This is a genomic window from Porticoccaceae bacterium LTM1, assembly GCA_030252795.1.
Classification (GTDB): domain Bacteria; phylum Pseudomonadota; class Gammaproteobacteria; order Pseudomonadales; family Porticoccaceae; genus SCSIO-12696.
In genome coordinates, this window is the sequence record CP127080.1 from 2,765,795 (window position 1) to 2,783,298 (window position 17,504).

General features: G+C 49.5%; 13 protein-coding genes. 1 reads left to right on the top strand and 12 read right to left on the bottom strand.

Going from position 1 to position 17,504, the window contains the following annotated elements:
- Positions 1-12: 12 nt before the first annotated feature.
- The 6 genes from QP938_12030 to QP938_12055 all read right to left on the bottom strand — a co-directional run bounded on the left by QP938_12030 (position 13) and on the right by QP938_12055 (position 8,607).
- Positions 13-1,083 carry a FecR domain-containing protein gene (locus QP938_12030; GenBank protein ID WIO74016.1) on the bottom strand — a complete coding sequence of 357 codons (1,071 nt, stop codon included), beginning with the start codon at positions 1,081-1,083 and terminating at the stop codon, positions 13-15.
- Positions 1,080-1,673 (bottom strand): RNA polymerase sigma factor, encoded by a 594-nt coding sequence (locus tag QP938_12035; protein WIO74017.1) that lies wholly within the window; start codon positions 1,671-1,673, stop codon positions 1,080-1,082. Before QP938_12035 ends, QP938_12030 begins: the two co-directional genes overlap by 4 nt.
- 395 nt (positions 1,674-2,068) lie before the next feature.
- Positions 2,069-3,457, bottom strand: coding sequence for a TlpA disulfide reductase family protein (locus QP938_12040; protein WIO74018.1), 1,389 nt, complete (start codon positions 3,455-3,457; stop codon positions 2,069-2,071).
- Positions 3,458-3,615: 158 nt separating this feature from the next.
- The gene (locus tag QP938_12045; protein ID WIO74019.1) at positions 3,616-6,810 is read right to left on the bottom strand and encodes a TonB-dependent receptor; all 3,195 of its coding nucleotides are present in this window, start codon (positions 6,808-6,810) and stop codon (positions 3,616-3,618) included.
- A gap of 166 nt (positions 6,811-6,976) precedes the next feature.
- Entirely contained in the window at positions 6,977-8,050 is a 1,074-nt protein-coding gene (locus QP938_12050) for a FecR domain-containing protein (protein WIO74020.1), read from the bottom strand.
- Positions 8,050-8,607, bottom strand: a complete 558-nt coding sequence (locus QP938_12055; GenBank protein WIO74021.1) for an RNA polymerase sigma factor — start codon at positions 8,605-8,607, stop codon at positions 8,050-8,052. The genes QP938_12050 and QP938_12055 overlap by 1 nt, the downstream gene beginning before the upstream one ends.
- Before the next feature lie 511 nt (positions 8,608-9,118).
- Between QP938_12055 and ettA the strand changes: the two genes are divergently transcribed.
- Positions 9,119-10,783, top strand: coding sequence for an energy-dependent translational throttle protein EttA (gene ettA / locus QP938_12060; protein ID WIO74022.1), 1,665 nt, complete (start codon positions 9,119-9,121; stop codon positions 10,781-10,783).
- A 154-nt stretch (positions 10,784-10,937) separates the two neighbouring features.
- Here the strand turns inward: ettA and QP938_12065 are convergent, their stop codons facing one another.
- From QP938_12065 to QP938_12090, 6 genes are all read right to left on the bottom strand, one after another.
- Positions 10,938-11,264, bottom strand: coding sequence for a glutaredoxin family protein (locus QP938_12065; GenBank protein ID WIO74023.1), 327 nt, complete (start codon positions 11,262-11,264; stop codon positions 10,938-10,940).
- Positions 11,265-11,277: 13 nt separating this feature from the next.
- Complete coding sequence (locus QP938_12070; GenBank protein WIO74024.1) at positions 11,278-11,502, bottom strand: formate dehydrogenase subunit delta; 225 nt, start codon at positions 11,500-11,502, stop codon at positions 11,278-11,280.
- 54 nt (positions 11,503-11,556) lie between these two features.
- Positions 11,557-12,372 (bottom strand): formate dehydrogenase accessory sulfurtransferase FdhD, encoded by an 816-nt coding sequence (gene fdhD / locus QP938_12075; GenBank protein ID WIO74025.1) that lies wholly within the window; start codon positions 12,370-12,372, stop codon positions 11,557-11,559.
- Positions 12,373-12,475: 103 nt separating this feature from the next.
- A complete protein-coding gene (gene fdhF / locus QP938_12080) occupies positions 12,476-15,325 on the bottom strand; it encodes a formate dehydrogenase subunit alpha (protein ID WIO74026.1) in 2,850 nt (949 codons plus the stop codon).
- Positions 15,326-15,443: 118 nt separating this feature from the next.
- Positions 15,444-16,985, bottom strand: coding sequence for an NADH-quinone oxidoreductase subunit NuoF (locus QP938_12085; GenBank protein ID WIO74027.1), 1,542 nt, complete (start codon positions 16,983-16,985; stop codon positions 15,444-15,446).
- Entirely contained in the window at positions 16,982-17,491 is a 510-nt protein-coding gene (locus QP938_12090) for a formate dehydrogenase subunit gamma (protein WIO74028.1), read from the bottom strand. The genes QP938_12085 and QP938_12090 overlap by 4 nt, the downstream gene beginning before the upstream one ends.
- Positions 17,492-17,504: the final 13 nt, after the last annotated feature.

Sequence of the window (17,504 nt, forward strand, 5' to 3'; positions counted from 1 at the left end):
TATTTTAATAATCTATTTTTTAGTAATAATTATTTTGTCAAAGCCGGATACAACTTTTATTGGAAGGGAGTTTTCAAGACCAACCAAAGCCACATCAACCCGATTTACACGCACAGTAGCTCGCACCATCAAATCACGTATAACTGGATCATCAATAAATATTTTCTTGCCAGTGTAGCGATTCAGCTCATCCACTACTTTATAGAGCGGCTGACTTTTAAAACTGACCAATCCACTTCGCCAGCTTTGGAACTGGTCGACATCAGATTCATAGTAAGCCTTGTACTGACGAGACTGATTATCGAATTCAACTACCATTCCCGCAGCAACTCGCCTCTGATGTTCGGCTGAAATAACCATCTGATTTTCCGTAGCATCAAAAGCTGGCGCCGCCTCGGACACCATCTCGCTTTTGCGGTGCACTGAGACCATACCCTCCATAACAGCCAGGGTGAACTGTTCTGGCTCCTTCTTCAAATTGAAGGCGGTACCCAACACACTGACAGAGCGCTCACCCAACTCAACCGTAAAAGGTCGTTCCGCGTCCGCAGCTACCTCATAATAAGCTTCGCCACGCTCCATAATGATTCGGCGTGCCTGGTCATTGAAATCAACAAGTATTTGAGTAGCCGTATTTAGCGTGATTACGCTTCCATCACTCAAGTTTACCGACTTGTTTTCCCCGGTGCGGGTCACATAACGAAGAATTCCGTTCTTCTCGGGAACCGATTCATGAAATGCAGTAAACCAGACAGCTGTCACCGCCAAAACCAATGACGCAGCAACAGCCAATCTCGGCCAATAATTGCTGCCATTGTTATTGGACTCTCTTAGCAAAGGCTGGCGATTGTTCCCTTGCGGATACTTTTCTACCAGGGCAAGCAAGTCCGAATCTTCCGAGAGAGCAGAAAGGTCTGCCAATATCTCCCGGCTGGATGCCAAATCGGCAGAGTATCGCTCAGAGTTCTGTGAGCGATTTATAATGCGCTCCTCCTCACGCTCAGTCATCTCGCCTGAAAATTGCCGCACAACATCAGTGACTGCACGCTGATTGGCGATAAAACGTTTAACTTTGCCAATCATGATTTCTCCACTCCTTTTAAGTCCTGCACGGCTGCTTTTATCTGTAGCAAGGCCTTCTTAATGTATTTCTCAACGGTTTTTACAGAAATCCCCATATCGATGGAGATCTCCCGATAACTTCTATGACGAAAGCGATTGAGGATAAAGGCCTCTCTCCAGCAGGGACGCATCTGTAACAGAACCTCTTTGACGCATTCCAGATCACTCCTGGCCAATGTAATAGCCTCTGGAGATCCATTATTCACAAACGCTTCAGGGCCTGCTTCTGCCTGATGCGCGCTTGCGTACTCACGACGAACACGCTTACTCCGTTCCAGATCAACCACCAGATTATTGGCTATGGCGAACAGAAATGAGCGATTACTGGCCCCGCCAGGCGGCAAGCGTTCTGGTAATTGCTCCAGGTTAGCCAGCTTGATAAAGACTTCCTGAATAATATCCTCCACTTCAGAGTCAACTTTCAGGGTAACCCTCAAAAACCCGCGCAGGGCCGAGCCGTGCTCGATAAATAACCGTTCAAGCACCTGCTCTCGTGATTCTCGCTGGCGATCTGCCAGCCTTACTACATTGTTAGATAAGCGGTCAGCCATCCGTAAGTGGCCCATAGGGGGTTTAACAGGAGCACGGATGATATGCCCCTCCTCCCTACACCTTAAGTGAAATTTTTTGAAATTTTCGCTTTGGCCCCGACAAAGGGCCCCTGGCACCATTGAACTAAGAAACAGATATGCCGAATTTCATGCATAAGACCGGAAAATGATCGCCATCTCACAGTGTGAATGTAACGATCTGTCACAAACCACCACAGGCCAACCCGACCAGCATGAGGTATATGGTCACAACTAGCGGGATATAGTGGCTTTACCGGGATTGTGATCTGAAGAGGTGGGTTAGTTTGACCAGTGACACGGGTTCTACCCGTGTCACATTTTTCTATCAACCACCCTGTGTATAAGGGATATATGTGTCTGTTTCCGAATACAGATCAGCCACGAATCAACTTCAGCAGTTCTGCCTTCAACTCTGGCGAAGATGGTCGTCTGGCATTGGCATCTACAATCTTTCCTTCTTTATCAAACAATAGAAAACGAGGAATGGTATTGATTTCATAGTTTTTGGATAATCCTGAATCACTTCCACCGTCTGCATGCAGCTGAACGCCACTCATCTCATTCTCTTCAATAAACTGCAGCCACTCATCTTTATCTGCATCAGTAGAAATACTGACAAAGACAATGTCCTCTCCCTGCAGAGCATGCTCCAGCTTTTTCAAGTGAGGAATCTCAGATTTGCATGGACCACACCAGGTTGCCCACACATCCAGATAAACAACTTTTCCCTTAAAAGACTCAAAAGCAACCGGATTTCCTTCTGCATCCTCACAGATAAAATTGAATCCTGGCTGCCCCACCTGACTCTGAAAGTCTTTCTCCAGCTCAAGCAATAGCGACTTGCTTCGATCAGACTGAAGATAATGACGCACCGGATCAACCAGCTGATAGTACTCAGCTACCGGGGGCTTTCTGCTTTTGAATCGAGAGAAGTACTCATAGAGATAAACCTCTTTCAGTGAATCAGAAGCAATCCCTGCCATCACATTTGATAGCGTTTGATTGGCAGGAGCAAACTCCGTCAGCAGTTGACTGAAGGTAAAATACAGCTGCATCAAATCACAGCCATTGCCGAGATTAAGAAGACGGGCATCGGTAAATTTCTGCTCTTTTTGCCAATCGAAGTAAACCTGCGGATAATTGCCTTTTTCCGGATGCTTCGACCTTGGCATTAACAAAAATCGATAACAGGCAGCTTCAAAGTCAGTATTAACTGCCAATGTCATCAACTCATCAAATTGCTTATCACCGGTATTTAGTTTTTCAAGAAACTGATTCCTGGAATCAAGCCCTGTCTCCTCCAGGAACGGATAAAAATCCTCATAGGTAACATCACCACCTATACTGGTGTATTTATGAAATGCCTGAAACTGGTTATTCCAATCCAAAACCAGCTTGTTATGGCCGATATTGCTACCCGTAATTCGCTGTGACGTCTCATCAATTTCCAAACTCAGATCAAGACCAGCCTGTAAATACAGACGAACCAGCTGCTTCTGTTGCCTATCGGCATAATTCAGGCGAAAGAAACCCGGATCTTTTACTGGAACCATAAATGCGAATCGACCTTCCTGATCGACCAGCGAACTGCCGTATGCCTCTAGCTTCCCATTTTCTACATACTGAAGCTCTACATTATTGTCTGTGACCGGCGCAGAGATTTTTCCTCGAACTATGGCAAACTCTTCAGAATTGATTTTCGCATGGACAGCACAGCTACATATCAGCGACAGCGAAATTGTCAGCAGTTTTACTATTCTCATTAAACTCCCTCCAGGTAATTAACCTAAACAACTACAACTAACACTCCACAAAAAAATCCATAGACTTAAATACCCAATTGGGCAGATTCGCCAGAATTCATGCGGAGAGGAATGAAAAACAGCACGGGCTTTCACCCGTGCCAAGATGGACTACTCAGTTAGAAATCAAACTCTTTGGTCACATTCATATATGCAGTTCGTCCCTGCACATTGACGCGACGGTTATCAAAGGGTCTCCCACTATTATCGATAAATGGATAGGGGTTGTTGGTTATGTCCCGAATACCAAAGTTGATATTCAATCCTTGCTCTACCAAGCTATAGCGCCCAGTCAAGTCAAGTGTCCAATACTCTTCAATATGGTTCGACAAATCGCTATAGGCACCTTCATCTGGATTCCAGCGGCTAATGTTTTGTACGTAGTCACTTTTGTAATTAACCGAAAGTGCCGCACCCATATTGTCATATTGCCAATCTACAAATGCGCGCCCTACTAATTTGTCGCTGCCTGTTACGGTAGCCACTTTAGGAACAATATCTCCACCCAACAATAGACTCTCTTCTAATGTTCCCGTATAAGTGCCGTTTACACCGACCAAAAAATTACCCATGTTGCTGGAAAAGCTATAAGAGAGGTCAAAATTAACCGATTTATTGCGACTTAGTGCCAGATTAGTTGAAACATTTCGAACCAACAATAACTTATCTGTCTCTGGGTCTTCATAGAAAAGATCCGGAACTGACTGCCAATCTTCTGCCGGCCAGGAATAGTGGCTGGTTTGAGCAATTCGGTCGGTATAGTCAATAAAGTTGTAGGTCGCCTTCATTTGAAGGCCTGGTAGAAAAGATGGCATCCAGTCAAACCCAAACGTAATATTTTCGGCTGTCTCTGGACGGATATTCGGGTTTACGCCCAGATTGGTACTATAAACATAAACCGGTGTCGGTCCATCTATAAAGTTGCCATCCTCATCATAGTAGCCATCCACATCGATATATCGCGATGCCCATGCGGTTGGATCATTCCATATATAGTTACACCCATCACCCTGACAACTTACTGGATCATCATAGCGAGCTTCTGAACCAACAATTTCGGAATTGGATGGAGCGCGGAAGCTCTCTGACCATGTACCGCGCACAATCAGATCTTCGTACGGCATCCAGGCCAGTGTTAATTTAGGAACACTACTGGTAAAGGTATCATTTGCCGCATTTGATTGGGGCATTTCCAGTCTTGTCCAGCGATTCTGAATACCCAGCTCGAGCAACTGAACGCCAGGTAGTGCATTGTCTTCACCAATGATGGGAATGGATGTTTCAAAGAAAGCACCCTCGTTAACTGTATATACTTTGTCATTCATGCCAGCGTATGTAGCTCGAACTCCATCATTTTTATAATTGGTTACCTGTACATCACGATCCATTCCTAAAGCCAACCGGATATCACCGCCGGGCAGAGTAAACAATGCGCCTTCCGTCAACAGATTAAAACCATAGCTACTGTTAACCGGATTGGCTGTCGTGTAAGTTATAACGGTATCCGCCAAGTGCGCTGACTGTGCACTCCCATTACCAAATAGGTTAATCGCTTCATTGGGGTCACTAGAGCTGATCAACTGGCTCCAAGCAGACTCTTTACCAGCATCACACTGAAATCGTAAACCTCGCTCCCAATTATCTTGACCTGGATCACTGGGATCATTCGGATCGTAGTATTTGCCATACTGTCGTCCCGTGGCCGGATTCTTTTCGCAGGCACTCATATTAATATCCGTGAATCTGGCATACACACTGTGCTCTGTCCAGCGTCCACTCAGGTCCATGGTCCAGTCACTGAATGGCAAATCCATTTTAAAACCAAGATTTACATTGTAATTTTCATTTTGATTTATTGGCGAGAAGGCGTCGACCAGTCCAGAATCCGTCTCTTCAATAAATATATAATTTACACGGACATCTCTATTGAAAGGGTTAAACGCATTGCTCTCTGGCACAGTCACATTATTGGCACGCGCTACCTTCCAGCGATTTAGCGTCTCATTTTTATTAAGGCTGGCATCCAGATAGACTGTCGTATTCCAGAAGCCCAAATCCTGCTCGGCATCAAAGCGAAATGAAGTTCGCTCCCTGGCAGTGGACAGATCAGGATTTAAATCATAATCATTCGGCAAAATATTATCACGAGAGAAGTCCTCTACAGATGCGTCTACCCCATCATGATCTTCTGGCAAAGACACGTAAATTGGGGTCCAGGTTATATAATCATACCCCTGATAAACCCCACCAGGTTGGCCGCCACCGGTGTAGCGAGAATCCTGCCCACCTCTCGAGGTAAGGTCTTTCGTGTACCATCCCGCTTTAGTACTTGAAATTGCCTGGTTTTCACTCTTGGAAAAGCCCAATCTTGCACGACCACTTCCCCAACTGTAACGAAAACTCTGATTCAGGTTATAGGTATTGCCACCATTCTGGCCATGTTCGTAGCGCACTTCGGTGGTTGCACCAGTACCGGCTTCTTTAGAGAGAATAAAGTTAATTACCCCACCTACTGCATCGGAGCCATATTTAGCCGAGGCACCATCATAAAGAACTTCGATTCGCTCAATTTCACTGAATGCAATTCCGTTCAGGTCTACATAGCCATTATCCAAAACTGGTGATTTGGCAACACGTCGGCCATTTACCAGAACCAAAGTACTTTCTACACCCAACCCCCGCAGATTAGCGGCAGCTGAGCCTTGAATACCGGATTGTGACATCCCAATCTGAACAACCAAATCCTGATCAATACCTGTCGTAGAACTGGATTCATTTAAGTTGCCAAAATTGGCCGACAATGAGCGGACAAAATCTTCTGCTGAAAAAATACCACGGCGCTGAAGGTCTTCTTTGGTAAAAACATCCAGTGGTGCGGACAGATCTTTTTTGCGCAGCGATGACCCCGTAACAACAATCTCTTCTACTTCTTTTTCTGATTGGCCTTCAGCTTCTTCTTTTTCACTGATAGTCACCACATCATCAGCGCCGACCATATAGGTCAGATTGGTATTTTTTAACACCTGATCAAGGGCCTGATTAATGGTCAGGCTTCCTCGCACAACAGGGGACATATTTTTTCGAGCAATCTCTGGAGAAAATACAATTTGTACGCCTGCTGCCTCTGCCAATTGCAACAGTGCAGACTCTGTATTTTGGGCATCCATTTTCAGATCAACCGGCTCAGATTCCTGTGCATAGCTGCTCAAGCTCAGCAATGCAACTACAGCAGCCACACCTGCTGCCATTTTTGTCTTGTGAGACTTCACACTCGATTTATTCAATCTTTGGTTCAATGATGATACCTGCATCATCCCCACCCTCTTTATGTGTAATGAAATATTTATTGACGAAGAATTCACGTCTTTTCTTTTAACGAAAATTGATTCACTACACACTCAAACTTTTATAAAAATATTTCTAAAAATCCTTTTATAAAAATATCGCCATCAACAAGAAACAATAATTTTCCAACAAAAATCAATCCAACCCGGTTATTACAATCCTGTCCGGATACTCAACAACTCTTAACGGCAAGGCCTGCTCAAATCGCTTGAGCGCAGCATCAATAGCATTCAGTTTGAATACACCGCTTACCTTGACATCCATAACACGGCTGTCTTCAATCAGAATCTTCTTGGTTGTATAGCGATTCAGCTCTTTAACAACTTCCTGAAGGGTTCGATTCATAAATCGAATTCGCCCAAAACGCCAATCGGGAAAGTTGTCTGACTGAGAAATTTCTTCGCTGGTTATCCTCGCCGATGATGACCCCATATTTCCGGTGAATGTCGCCATCACTCCTGCACCAAGGCGATATTTGCCTGCAGTACCTTCTACCGGGATGGGTTGACCAGGTTTGATGTCCACGGCTTCTGTTGTCGGTGTCATTTTATTTTCTGCCCGATGTACTGCAACCAACCCCTCAACCACAGCCACTTTCAATGCAAATCCTGCTTTTTGCACATTAAATCGTGTCCCTAATACCGTTACAGCTTTCCCTTCTGTATCCACAAGGAAAGGACGATTGGGATCAGCTGTCACCTCAAAATACGCCTCACCCCAGTTCAAGGTGACTCGACGCTGATTTTCACTGTAATCCACCAATAACCGGGTGTTGGTGTTCAATATCACCAGGCTTCCATCTCCCAGAGTGACTGCTCGATTTTCTCCGGTGCTGGTCTGGTAGATAGCTAATTGCGACTCTGGCACTGAGGATTCCCCAACAAACCAGCCCTGCCAGGCTACCGCAACACCGAAAAGCACACTGGCCGCCAATGCGACTGGCAACCAGCGCTGACGAGGTTTCACAGGGGGTCTTTTTTCACTAACCTCTTCGCCCAACTCATCCAGTCGCGAAGAGAGCGCACCAGTGCTGTGCCACACATCAAGCATCGATTCGTATTCAGCGCGGCTCTCTGCACTTTGCTCCAGCCATGATGCCAGTGCCTGCTCTTCTTCAGCCGTCATAACCCCGGAATAGAGCATAGCGGCGAAATCTGCAGCCTGTGCTGTACGCTCATCGACCTGTTGCTTGTTAATAGTCATTTCCATTACTTCATCCCTTCCCGCAGGCTCGCCAAAGCGGTGGCTATATAACGTTGTACCGATGCCACAGAGATCCCCATCTCTTCCGCCACCTCCGGGTAACTTTTGTACTTGAATCGGTTCAATACAAAGGCCTGTCGACACTTGGTCGGCATTAATTTGAGTGCACTCATCATCCGGTCCAGTTGCTGCTCGGTAGCCACAACCATCTCCGGGGTTGGGTGGTCAGTGGAGGAGAACTCTTCTTCGTAAGCCAGGTGTTGATCCTCTCTTCGGGAAACTGCCTTGCGTTGTCGATCCACAATCAGATTGGAGACGATAGAGAACAGGTACGCCCGTGTACTGCCACTTTGCTCGGACAAGCGTTGAGCCAACCCCTCGACACGGGCCAGCCTCAGGAACAGATCCTGAAGAACGTCTTCCCGATCTTCCTCATTGACCAACCTTGCTTTCAAAAAGCGACGCAGAGCAACGCCATGCTCATGAAAAGTTCTTTCCAGCAGCGCTTCCCTGGTTTCAGGATGATCCGTCAGGTAATAGATGTTGCGACCCTTTCTCTCCATACCGATTCTTCTTGCTTCTTCAAGAGAGTAAACGTAAGTCAGATAGGCACACACTCAGCTCGAAGTGAAAATTTCAGTCCAGGCGATTGCCTGACTCTGGTGACTATAGCCATGAAAGTCATGATATGGGCACTTTTCAATGACCACTGCGATAGGTGTAAGGGGGTAAATGGGAGGGGGGAGCTTTTGCTGAGGCAAATAAAAACCCCTGATGACGGAGGGAGGTGTCGATCAGGGGCTAGCGTTGTACTTCCTACCGGCCTTGAGCAGGCTCTTGATTCTTGTGAACTCTATCCTAATGCACTTGCGAACTAATGCCAACTACCACTTAACCTTAATTTTGTGCCGTTTACCTCTCAATTACGCCGAATTTTAATTGGTTTGTATGGTATTCATGGGGCATACCTGCCCTTATTCCCCAAATACAATGCATCAGAGACTTGCGATTTAAGGTAGAATCGCCGCTCAAGTCACCCACTTATTTACTTATAGCGAGAGGCCGAACCCAGCAATGGCTGAATACGTCTATTCCATGAACCGCGTTGGCAAGGTAGTCCCGCCGAAACGCGAAATTCTCAAAGACATCTCCCTATCCTTCTTTCCCGGCGCCAAGATTGGTGTATTGGGTTTGAATGGTGCCGGTAAATCCACCCTGCTGCGCATTATGGCCGGTGTTGATACCGACTATAACGGCGAGGCCCGCCCGATGCCGGGCATCAAAGTGGGCTACCTGCCCCAGGAACCGGATCTGGATCCTGCCAAAGATGTGAAAGGCAACGTCGAAGATGGCCTGCGCGAAGCACTGGACGCTCTGGCTGGCCTGGATCAGGTATACGCCGATTACGCAGCTCCCGACGCCGATTTCGACAAACTGGCCAAAAAGCAGGAACAGTTTGAGAACATCATCCAGGCCTGGGATGCCCACAACCTGCAACACAAAATGGATGTTGCCGCCGACGCCCTGCGCCTGCCGCCCTGGGACGCTGACGTAACCAAGCTGTCCGGTGGTGAGCGTCGCCGAGTGGCGTTGTGCCGCTTGCTGCTGTCACGTCCGGACATGCTGCTGCTCGATGAGCCCACGAACCACCTGGACGCCGAATCCGTTCACTGGCTCGAGCGCTTCCTGGTTGATTTCAACGGCACCGTGGTAGCGATTACTCACGACCGTTACTTCCTCGACAACGCCGCCGGCTGGATTCTGGAGCTGGACCGCGGTCGCGGCATTCCTTATGAAGGCAACTACACCAGCTGGCTGGAACAAAAACAGGCCCGTCTGGCTCAAGAAGAGCGCAGCGAAGCCTCTCACCAAAAAGCCCTGAAGCAGGAGCTGGAATGGGTTCGCCAGAACCCGAAAGGTCGTCACGCCAAGAACAAGGCGCGTCTGGCCCGCTTTGACGAGATGAATAGCCGCGAATTCCAACAGCGTAACGAGACCAACGAAATCTACATTCCGCCGGGTGAGCGCTTGGGTGACAAAGTTATTAACTTTGAAAACGTCACCAAGAGCTACAACGGTCGCATGTTGATGGAGAACTTGAACTTCTCAGTTCCGAAAGGCGCCATCGTCGGTATTATCGGTGCCAACGGTATGGGTAAATCCACCCTGTTCCGCATGATCACCGGTCAGGAGCAACCCGACAGCGGCACCATCGATATTGGTGAAACCGTACAGGTTGGGTTTGTGGATCAGAGCCGTGCCAACCTGGATGACAAGAAAACCGTTTGGGAAGAAGTCTCTGGCGGACACGACATGCTGCGTATCGGCAACTATGAAGTTCCGTCACGCGCCTATGTCGGTCGCTTTAACTTCAAAGGCTCCGATCAGCAGAAACGCGTTGGCGATCTGTCCGGTGGTGAGCGCGGTCGACTGCACCTGGCCAACACCCTGAAACAGGGTGCCAACATGCTGCTGCTTGACGAGCCGTCCAACGACCTGGATGTGGAAACCCTGCGCGCACTGGAAGAAGCCCTGCTCAACTTCCCGGGTAACGCCATGGTGATCTCGCACGATCGCTGGTTCCTCGACCGTATTGCCACACATATTCTCGCTTACGAGGACGACAGCAATATTGAGTTCTTTGAAGGTAACTACACCGAGTACCACGAAGATCTGATCAAGCGCAAAGGTGTAGATGCCCAACCGCATCGAACTCAGTACAAAAAACTGAAAACCTAAAACAAAAAAGCCCCGCTCAATCAGCGGGGCTTTTTTGTACTTAGTAGCGGCTTTAGCTGCTTTTCCTGTCATCCTGAACGCAGTGAAGGATCTTAAAGAATCAGAAGCTAAACAAAGAGATCCTTCGCCGGGCTCAGGATGACAGCCTACAACATTATTTCAGCGCTTTCAGAATTCCATCGGGATTAAATCCCCGAATCACCTCACCATTCACCACCGACAGTGGAATGCCGCGTCCACCGAGACTTTTGAATTGCCGCTTGGCATCGGAATCCTTATCAATATCCAGTTCGGTAAAAGGAATATTCTTTTCCGCCAGAAAAGATTTTAGTGCCGTGCAATACCCACACCACTCAGCGGAATAGACTAACACTTCACCTTCAGCCACCGCAGGCAATTCCGGTGGATCAATAAAATTGTGAATGCTCGTCCAGTTCACCCAGATCGCCAGAGCAATTAAAACCACCAACAGTTTTTTCATGATTCCTTCACCTTTAAATCCGTTCTACGGCCTTTTTGGCCACCAGTGATAGTTTCTCACCACCTTCGGCCAGATAGTGACCAATTCGCTCTCTCATTGGTGGTGCCCAGAATTTTTGTATATGCCCCGCGACGGCGTTCACCGCCGCTTCTTCGCCAATCAATTCAACGGGTTGATTGGCGGCAATCTGGTTGACCATTTTGATCAGATGGTTCAATTGATCAGTGTCGTGGCTCATTTGTTTTCCTGTTTATAATTTCAACTACCGGGATTCTTCACTTGCCTTGCTCACTCAGAATGACAACGGGTCACAGTGTGCATAACAGACAAACCCTTCATCGCGGGTAAATCCGAGCAAGGTGATATTTAATTTTTCTGCCAACTCAATTGCCAGTGACGTTGGTGCCGAGATGGCTGCCATTAAATTCATCCCGGCCCAACCGGCTTTTTGCACCATCTCGTAACTGGCTCGGCTGGTTACCAGTAAAAAGCCATTGGGGCGCTCAGCTTTTGCCAAGGCACCTATTAATTTGTCCAGCGCATTGTGACGCCCGACATCTTCGCGAAGACAAGTTATATTTCCCTTTAAATCAGCCCAGGCCGCCGCATGAACCGCTCCAGTGATGCGATTGATTGGCTGCTGTTCAGGCAGTGCTTGCATGGCGCGATGTATTATCCCGGCATCCATTTTTTCGCCATGCTCACTTTCCCCCCTATGCAGTGGCAAAGGCAGATGCAGCGCCTGCTCTAACGACTCTGCGCCACACAGGCCACAACCGGTTCGTCCTGTCAGGTTTCGGCGCCATTGCTTCAATTGTTGAAAGCGACGTTCACTGATTGTCAGTTGCAGTTCAATACCTTTTTCTGTCTCTTTCTGTTCAACACTGAACAGCTCCGAGGGTTTTTCAATAATCCCTTCGGTCAAACTAAAACCGAGAGCAAAATCCACCAGGTCATTGGGTGTGGCCATCATCACCACATGGGATATGCCGTTGTATACCATGGCCACCGGCACTTCCACCGCCACCTTATCGGTATCGGTTTCGTTTTTTTTGCCCTGCCACCTCTGCACGTTTACTTGCTGACAGGTCATCTTATGAGAGTCCAAATAAATTCCTGTTTAATCGTATGCGGTGCGCACGGCGCACCCTACTCTTCGCTGCACCAACTCCCCGTAGGGTGCGCCGTGCGCACCACAATTCCATGCGACCCTATTGGTTATTTAAATAACTCAACTGATCTTCATTACGTTCGCGAAACTCTTTTTGCCACTTCGACGGTTCCATCACCTTTGCTACTTGCACAGCGGTTACCTTGTACTCGGGACAGTTGGTAGCCCAGTCCGAGTTATCGGTGGTCACCACATTGGCACCTGTAGATGGATGGTGGAACGTGGTGTAAACAACACCCGGCTGAACCCGCGTGGTTACTTCGGCACGCAATACCGTATCCCCGGCGCGACTGGCGATACTCACCCAATCGCCATGCTCGATACCGCGATCTTCGGCATCGAACGGGTGAATTTCCAGCACGTCTTCATGGTGCCAGCGCACGTTGTCGGTACGACGGGTCTGGGCTCCCACGTTGTACTGGGAAAGAATGCGACCGGTAGTGAGTAGCAGCGGATATTTGCGACTGCTGCGCTCCTCGGTTTCCACATACTGGGTAATGGCAAAGTACCCCTGACCGCGAACAAACTCTTCCACGTGCATAATCGGAGTGCCCTCTGGGGCGTCTTCATTACAAGGCCATTGAATGCTGCCCAGCTGATCGAGTTTTTCGTAACTGACCCCGGTAAAGGTAGGCGTGTGGGCGGCGATTTCCGCCATGATTTCTGACGGATGGTTATAACGCATGTCGTAGCCCATGGCTTGTGCCAGCTTGCAGGTCACTTCCCAGTCCTGCAGCCCTGCCAACGGCTCCATCACTTTGCGCACTGGCGAGATGCGGCGCTCGGCATTGGTAAAGGTGCCGTCTTTTTCCAGGAAGGTAGAACCGGGCAACAGCACATGAGCGAACTTGGCGGTTTCATTGAGGAAAATATCCTGCACCACCAGACACTCCAGTGAGCCCAGTGCCGCCTCCACATGATGGGTGTTGGGGTCGGATTGGGCAACATCCTCGCCCTGTACATACATCCCTTTGTAGGTACCTTCGACAGCTGCATCGAACATATTGGGGATACGCAGTCCCGGCTCACTTTGCAGTGTTACACCCCAGGTTTTCTCAAACAGGGCGCGCACGCTGGGATCAGAGATATGGCGATACCCTGGCAGCTCGTGTGGGAACGAGCCCATATCGCAGGAGCCCTGTACGTTGTTCTGGCCACGCAACGGATTCACCCCCACACCTTCTCGACCGAGATTCCCGGTCAGCATGGCAAGGTTGGCAATGCCCATCACGGTAGTGGAACCCTGACTGTGTTCGGTCACCCCCAGACCGTAATAAATAGCGCCGTTACCAGCGGTAGCGTAGAGTCTGGCCGCAGCGCGCAATTCCTCAGCGGGAATACCGGTCACCGACTCAGTATTTTCCGGCGAGTTTTTCGGGTCGCTGATAAATTTGCGCCACAGTTCGTATGGCTCTTTTTCACAGCGGCTGGCGATAAATCCTTCTGCCTCCAATCCCTCATCGATAATGACGTGGGCCATGGCATTGATAAAGGCGACATTGGTACCGGGACGCATCTGCAAATGGTGCGCCGCCTTGATATGCGGGCTGCTGACCAGTTCGATCTGGCGCGGATCGGCAACAATTAATTTAGCGCCCTGACGCAGGCGTTTTTTCAGCCGCGAGCCAAATACCGGGTGGGCAGCGGTGGGATTGGCGCCAATCACCATGACCACATCGGCTTTATCCACAGAATCAAAAGTCTGGGTACCGGCGGATTCACCAAGAGTGGTCTTCAATCCATAACCGGTGGGCGAGTGGCAAACCCGGGCACAGGTATCAACGTTGTTATTGCCAAACACTGCGCGAACCAGTTTTTGAACCAGATAGGTTTCTTCATTGGTACAACGCGACGAGGTAATACCGCCGATGGCGTTTACGCCGTATTTCTTCTGAATATCACGGAATTTTTTCGCGGTAAATTCAAACGCCTCACCCCAACTGACTTTTCGCCACGGCTGGTCAATCCGGTCGCGAATCATCGGTTCGCGAATGCGATCTTTGTGGGTGGCATAACCATAGGCAAAGCGCCCTTTCACACAGGAGTGACCGTGGTTGGCGGGACTGGCTTTGGATGGGGTCATGTTCACCACCTGCTCGCCCTGCAATTCCACATCGAAATTACAGCCCACGCCACAGTAGGCGCAGGTGGTTGTAGTGGTATGGGTACCCTGGCCGTGCTCGATAATGGAGTTTTCCATCAGGGTGGCGGTCGGGCAGGCCTGCACACAGGCGCCACAGGAGACACACTCGGAGTCCATAAAGGCCTGGTTCTGTCCCGGCGAGACTTTTGAATCAAAGCCGCGACCATCGATGGTCAATGCGAAAGTGCCCTGCACCTCTTCACAGGCGCGCACACAGCGTGAGCAGACAATGCACTTGCTGGGATCAAAGGTGAAATAGGGATTGGAGGTGTCTTTTTCAGCGCTCAGGTGATTTTCACCTTCAAAGCCGTATCGCACCTCCCGCAAGCCAACCGCACCGGCCATATCCTGCAATTCACAATTGCCATTGCTCGGGCAGGTCAGGCAATCCAGCGGGTGGTCGGAAATATACAGCTCCATCACATTGCGGCGGGTGGCTTCCAGCTGCTTATTCTGGGTGGTGACCACCATGCCTTCCCGAACCGGTGTGGTACAGGAAGCGGGCAAACCGCGCATTCCTTCAATCGCTACCAGGCAGAGTCGACAGGAGCCAAAGGCTTTCATATTGTCGGTGGCACACAACTTGGGAATATCCACACCGGCCAGCGACGCTGCACGCATGACAGAGGTGCCTTCCTGCACCGTTACTGAGCGACCGTCGATGGTCAGTGTCACCGCCACATCGGACTCAACATCAGGAGTGCCGTAGTCTTTCCTTGGGTCAAAAATTTGTACTGGAGCATTCACTGTTGAATACCTCCACACTCATGGAATGTTTTCATCCCCGCAAAGGCGGGGATCCATGCTGAATAGAGCTCCGTAGTTCTGGATTCCCGCCTTCGCGGGAATGACGGCAAATAACTCATCACTTTACCTCCGCCACAAAATCTTCGGGGAATTTCTGCACTGCACTGCGCACCGGGAATGGGGTCATTCCGCCCAAAGCACAGAGTGAGGCCACTTCCATGGTGTCGCACAAATCGGCCAACAGAGTCAGGTTTTTCTCCCGCTCCGTGCCAGCGATTACTTTGTCGATCACTTCCACGCCACGAGTGGAACCTATTCGGCAAGGTGTGCATTTACCGCAGGATTCTTCGGCACAGAACTCCATGGCAAAACGGGCCTGTTCAGCCATATTCACGGTGTCGTCAAACACCACGATACCGCCGTGCCCCAGTACCGCACCGATGGCTGCAAAAGCCTCATAATCCATCGGAGTATCAAATTGCGAATCGCCCAGATAGGCACCCAACGGTCCACCCACCTGTACTGCTTTAATGGGTCTGCCGGATGCGGAGCCCCCGCCGTAGTCATACAGCAACTCACGCAAGGTGACTCCAAATGGTACTTCCACCAATCCGCCACACTTGATATTGCCAGCCAACTGGAACGGCATGGTGCCGCGCGAACGCTCCATACCCAGTGCCTGATAGGCCTCGCCACCGTTAGCGAGAATATCCACCACGGCAGTCAATGACAGTACATTGTTGACGACTGTTGGTTGACCAAATAGCCCCTCTATTGCTGGCAGTGGTGGCTTAGCCCTAACCAGGCCTCGCTTGCCTTCAAGACTTTCCAGCAGCGATGTCTCCTCACCACAAATATAGGCACCTGCCGCAAGGCGTACTTCCAGGTGGAAGCGCTTACCGCTGCCGAGCAGATCGTCGCCGAGGAGTTTTTCGCGATAGGCGATAGCAATGGCTTTATTGAGAATTTTTTCCGCCAGCGGGTATTCGCAACGCAGATAGATATAACCCTGTTCGGCGCCCACCGCGAGGCCAGCAATCGCCATACCTTCAATCAGCGCAAAGGGATCTCCCTCCATCACCAGGCGATCGGCAAAGGTGCCGGAGTCACCCTCGTCAGCGTTACAGACAATATATTTCTCATCGTCATCACAATCGAGAACTGTCTGCCATTTGATACCTGTCGGAAATCCTGCTCCGCCCCGACCGCGCAAACCCGATGCTTTTACTTCATCGACTATCTGTTGAGATGTCAGCTCCAGGGCTTTTTGCATGCCGGCAACACCGCCATGCGCGCGATAGTCCTCAAGAGAAATCGGATCGGTGACACCCAGCCTGGAAAACATACGGCGCTGCTGGTTCGCCAGCTGGGGAATCTGCTCAGTCATCCCCAGACCCAGCGGGTGATCACCACCGGACAAAAAGTCGGCATCAAAAAGTGACTGAACCTGACTCTGCTCTACTGGTCCGTAGGCAATGCGTCCCTTATCAGTGTCCACTTCGATAAGCGGCTCCAACCAGTAAAGCCCTCGAGTACAAGTTCTAATTACCGTGACTTCGACACCTTTCCGTGCTGCCTGCAATTGAATCTCGGCGGCAACTTTGTCTGCGCCCAGTGAACGGGCAGTAGTATCAGAGGGCACATATACCTTGATTTTCATGGCGTTACCTCACCGACTTTGACACCGTGAGCTGCCAATAACTCATCCAGTTTCTGGTTATCCATACGTGCATAAACATCATCATCAAAACGCACATTCGGTGAACAGGCGCAGTTACCGAGGCAGTACACCGGTTCGAGTGTCACTCTGCCATCAGCACTTGTGCCGTGGTAATCCACTCCCAGACGTTCCTTCACATGACGCTCAAGCTCTCTTGATCCCATGGACTGACAGGCTTCAGCGCGGCACACATAGAGAGTGTGCTCTCCTCCACGTTCAGTTCGGAAAAAATGGTAAAAGCTGATCACTCCGTGCACTTCCGCACGGGACAGGTTTAATCCCTGGGCAATTACCGGGACAGAGGAGTTCGGGATAAAGCCATATCGTTTCTGAACGGCATGAAGAATTGGCAACAGTGCACCGGGCCTGTTTTTGGATTCATCTACTATGTCCTGCACATCACTTAACGAGATAATGGTCTGCAGGCTGGATTTTTGCTCGGTCATTATAGGTATATCC

Coding starts and splice junctions, on each gene's coding strand:
- QP938_12030 (WIO74016.1), bottom strand. CDS start 1,083: ATGATTGGCAAAGTTAAACGTTTTATCGCCAATCAGCGTGCAGTCACT.
- QP938_12035 (WIO74017.1), bottom strand. CDS start 1,673: ATGGCTGACCGCTTATCTAACAATGTAGTAAGGCTGGCAGATCGCCAG.
- QP938_12040 (WIO74018.1), bottom strand. CDS start 3,457: ATGAGAATAGTAAAACTGCTGACAATTTCGCTGTCGCTGATATGTAGC.
- QP938_12045 (WIO74019.1), bottom strand. CDS start 6,810: ATGATGCAGGTATCATCATTGAACCAAAGATTGAATAAATCGAGTGTG.
- QP938_12050 (WIO74020.1), bottom strand. CDS start 8,050: ATGGAAATGACTATTAACAAGCAACAGGTCGATGAGCGTACAGCACAG.
- QP938_12055 (WIO74021.1), bottom strand. CDS start 8,607: ATGGAGAGAAAGGGTCGCAACATCTATTACCTGACGGATCATCCTGAA.
- ettA (WIO74022.1), top strand. CDS start 9,119: ATGGCTGAATACGTCTATTCCATGAACCGCGTTGGCAAGGTAGTCCCG.
- QP938_12065 (WIO74023.1), bottom strand. CDS start 11,264: ATGAAAAAACTGTTGGTGGTTTTAATTGCTCTGGCGATCTGGGTGAAC.
- QP938_12070 (WIO74024.1), bottom strand. CDS start 11,502: ATGAGCCACGACACTGATCAATTGAACCATCTGATCAAAATGGTCAAC.
- QP938_12085 (WIO74027.1), bottom strand. CDS start 16,985: ATGAAAATCAAGGTATATGTGCCCTCTGATACTACTGCCCGTTCACTG.
- QP938_12090 (WIO74028.1), bottom strand. CDS start 17,491: ATGACCGAGCAAAAATCCAGCCTGCAGACCATTATCTCGTTAAGTGAT.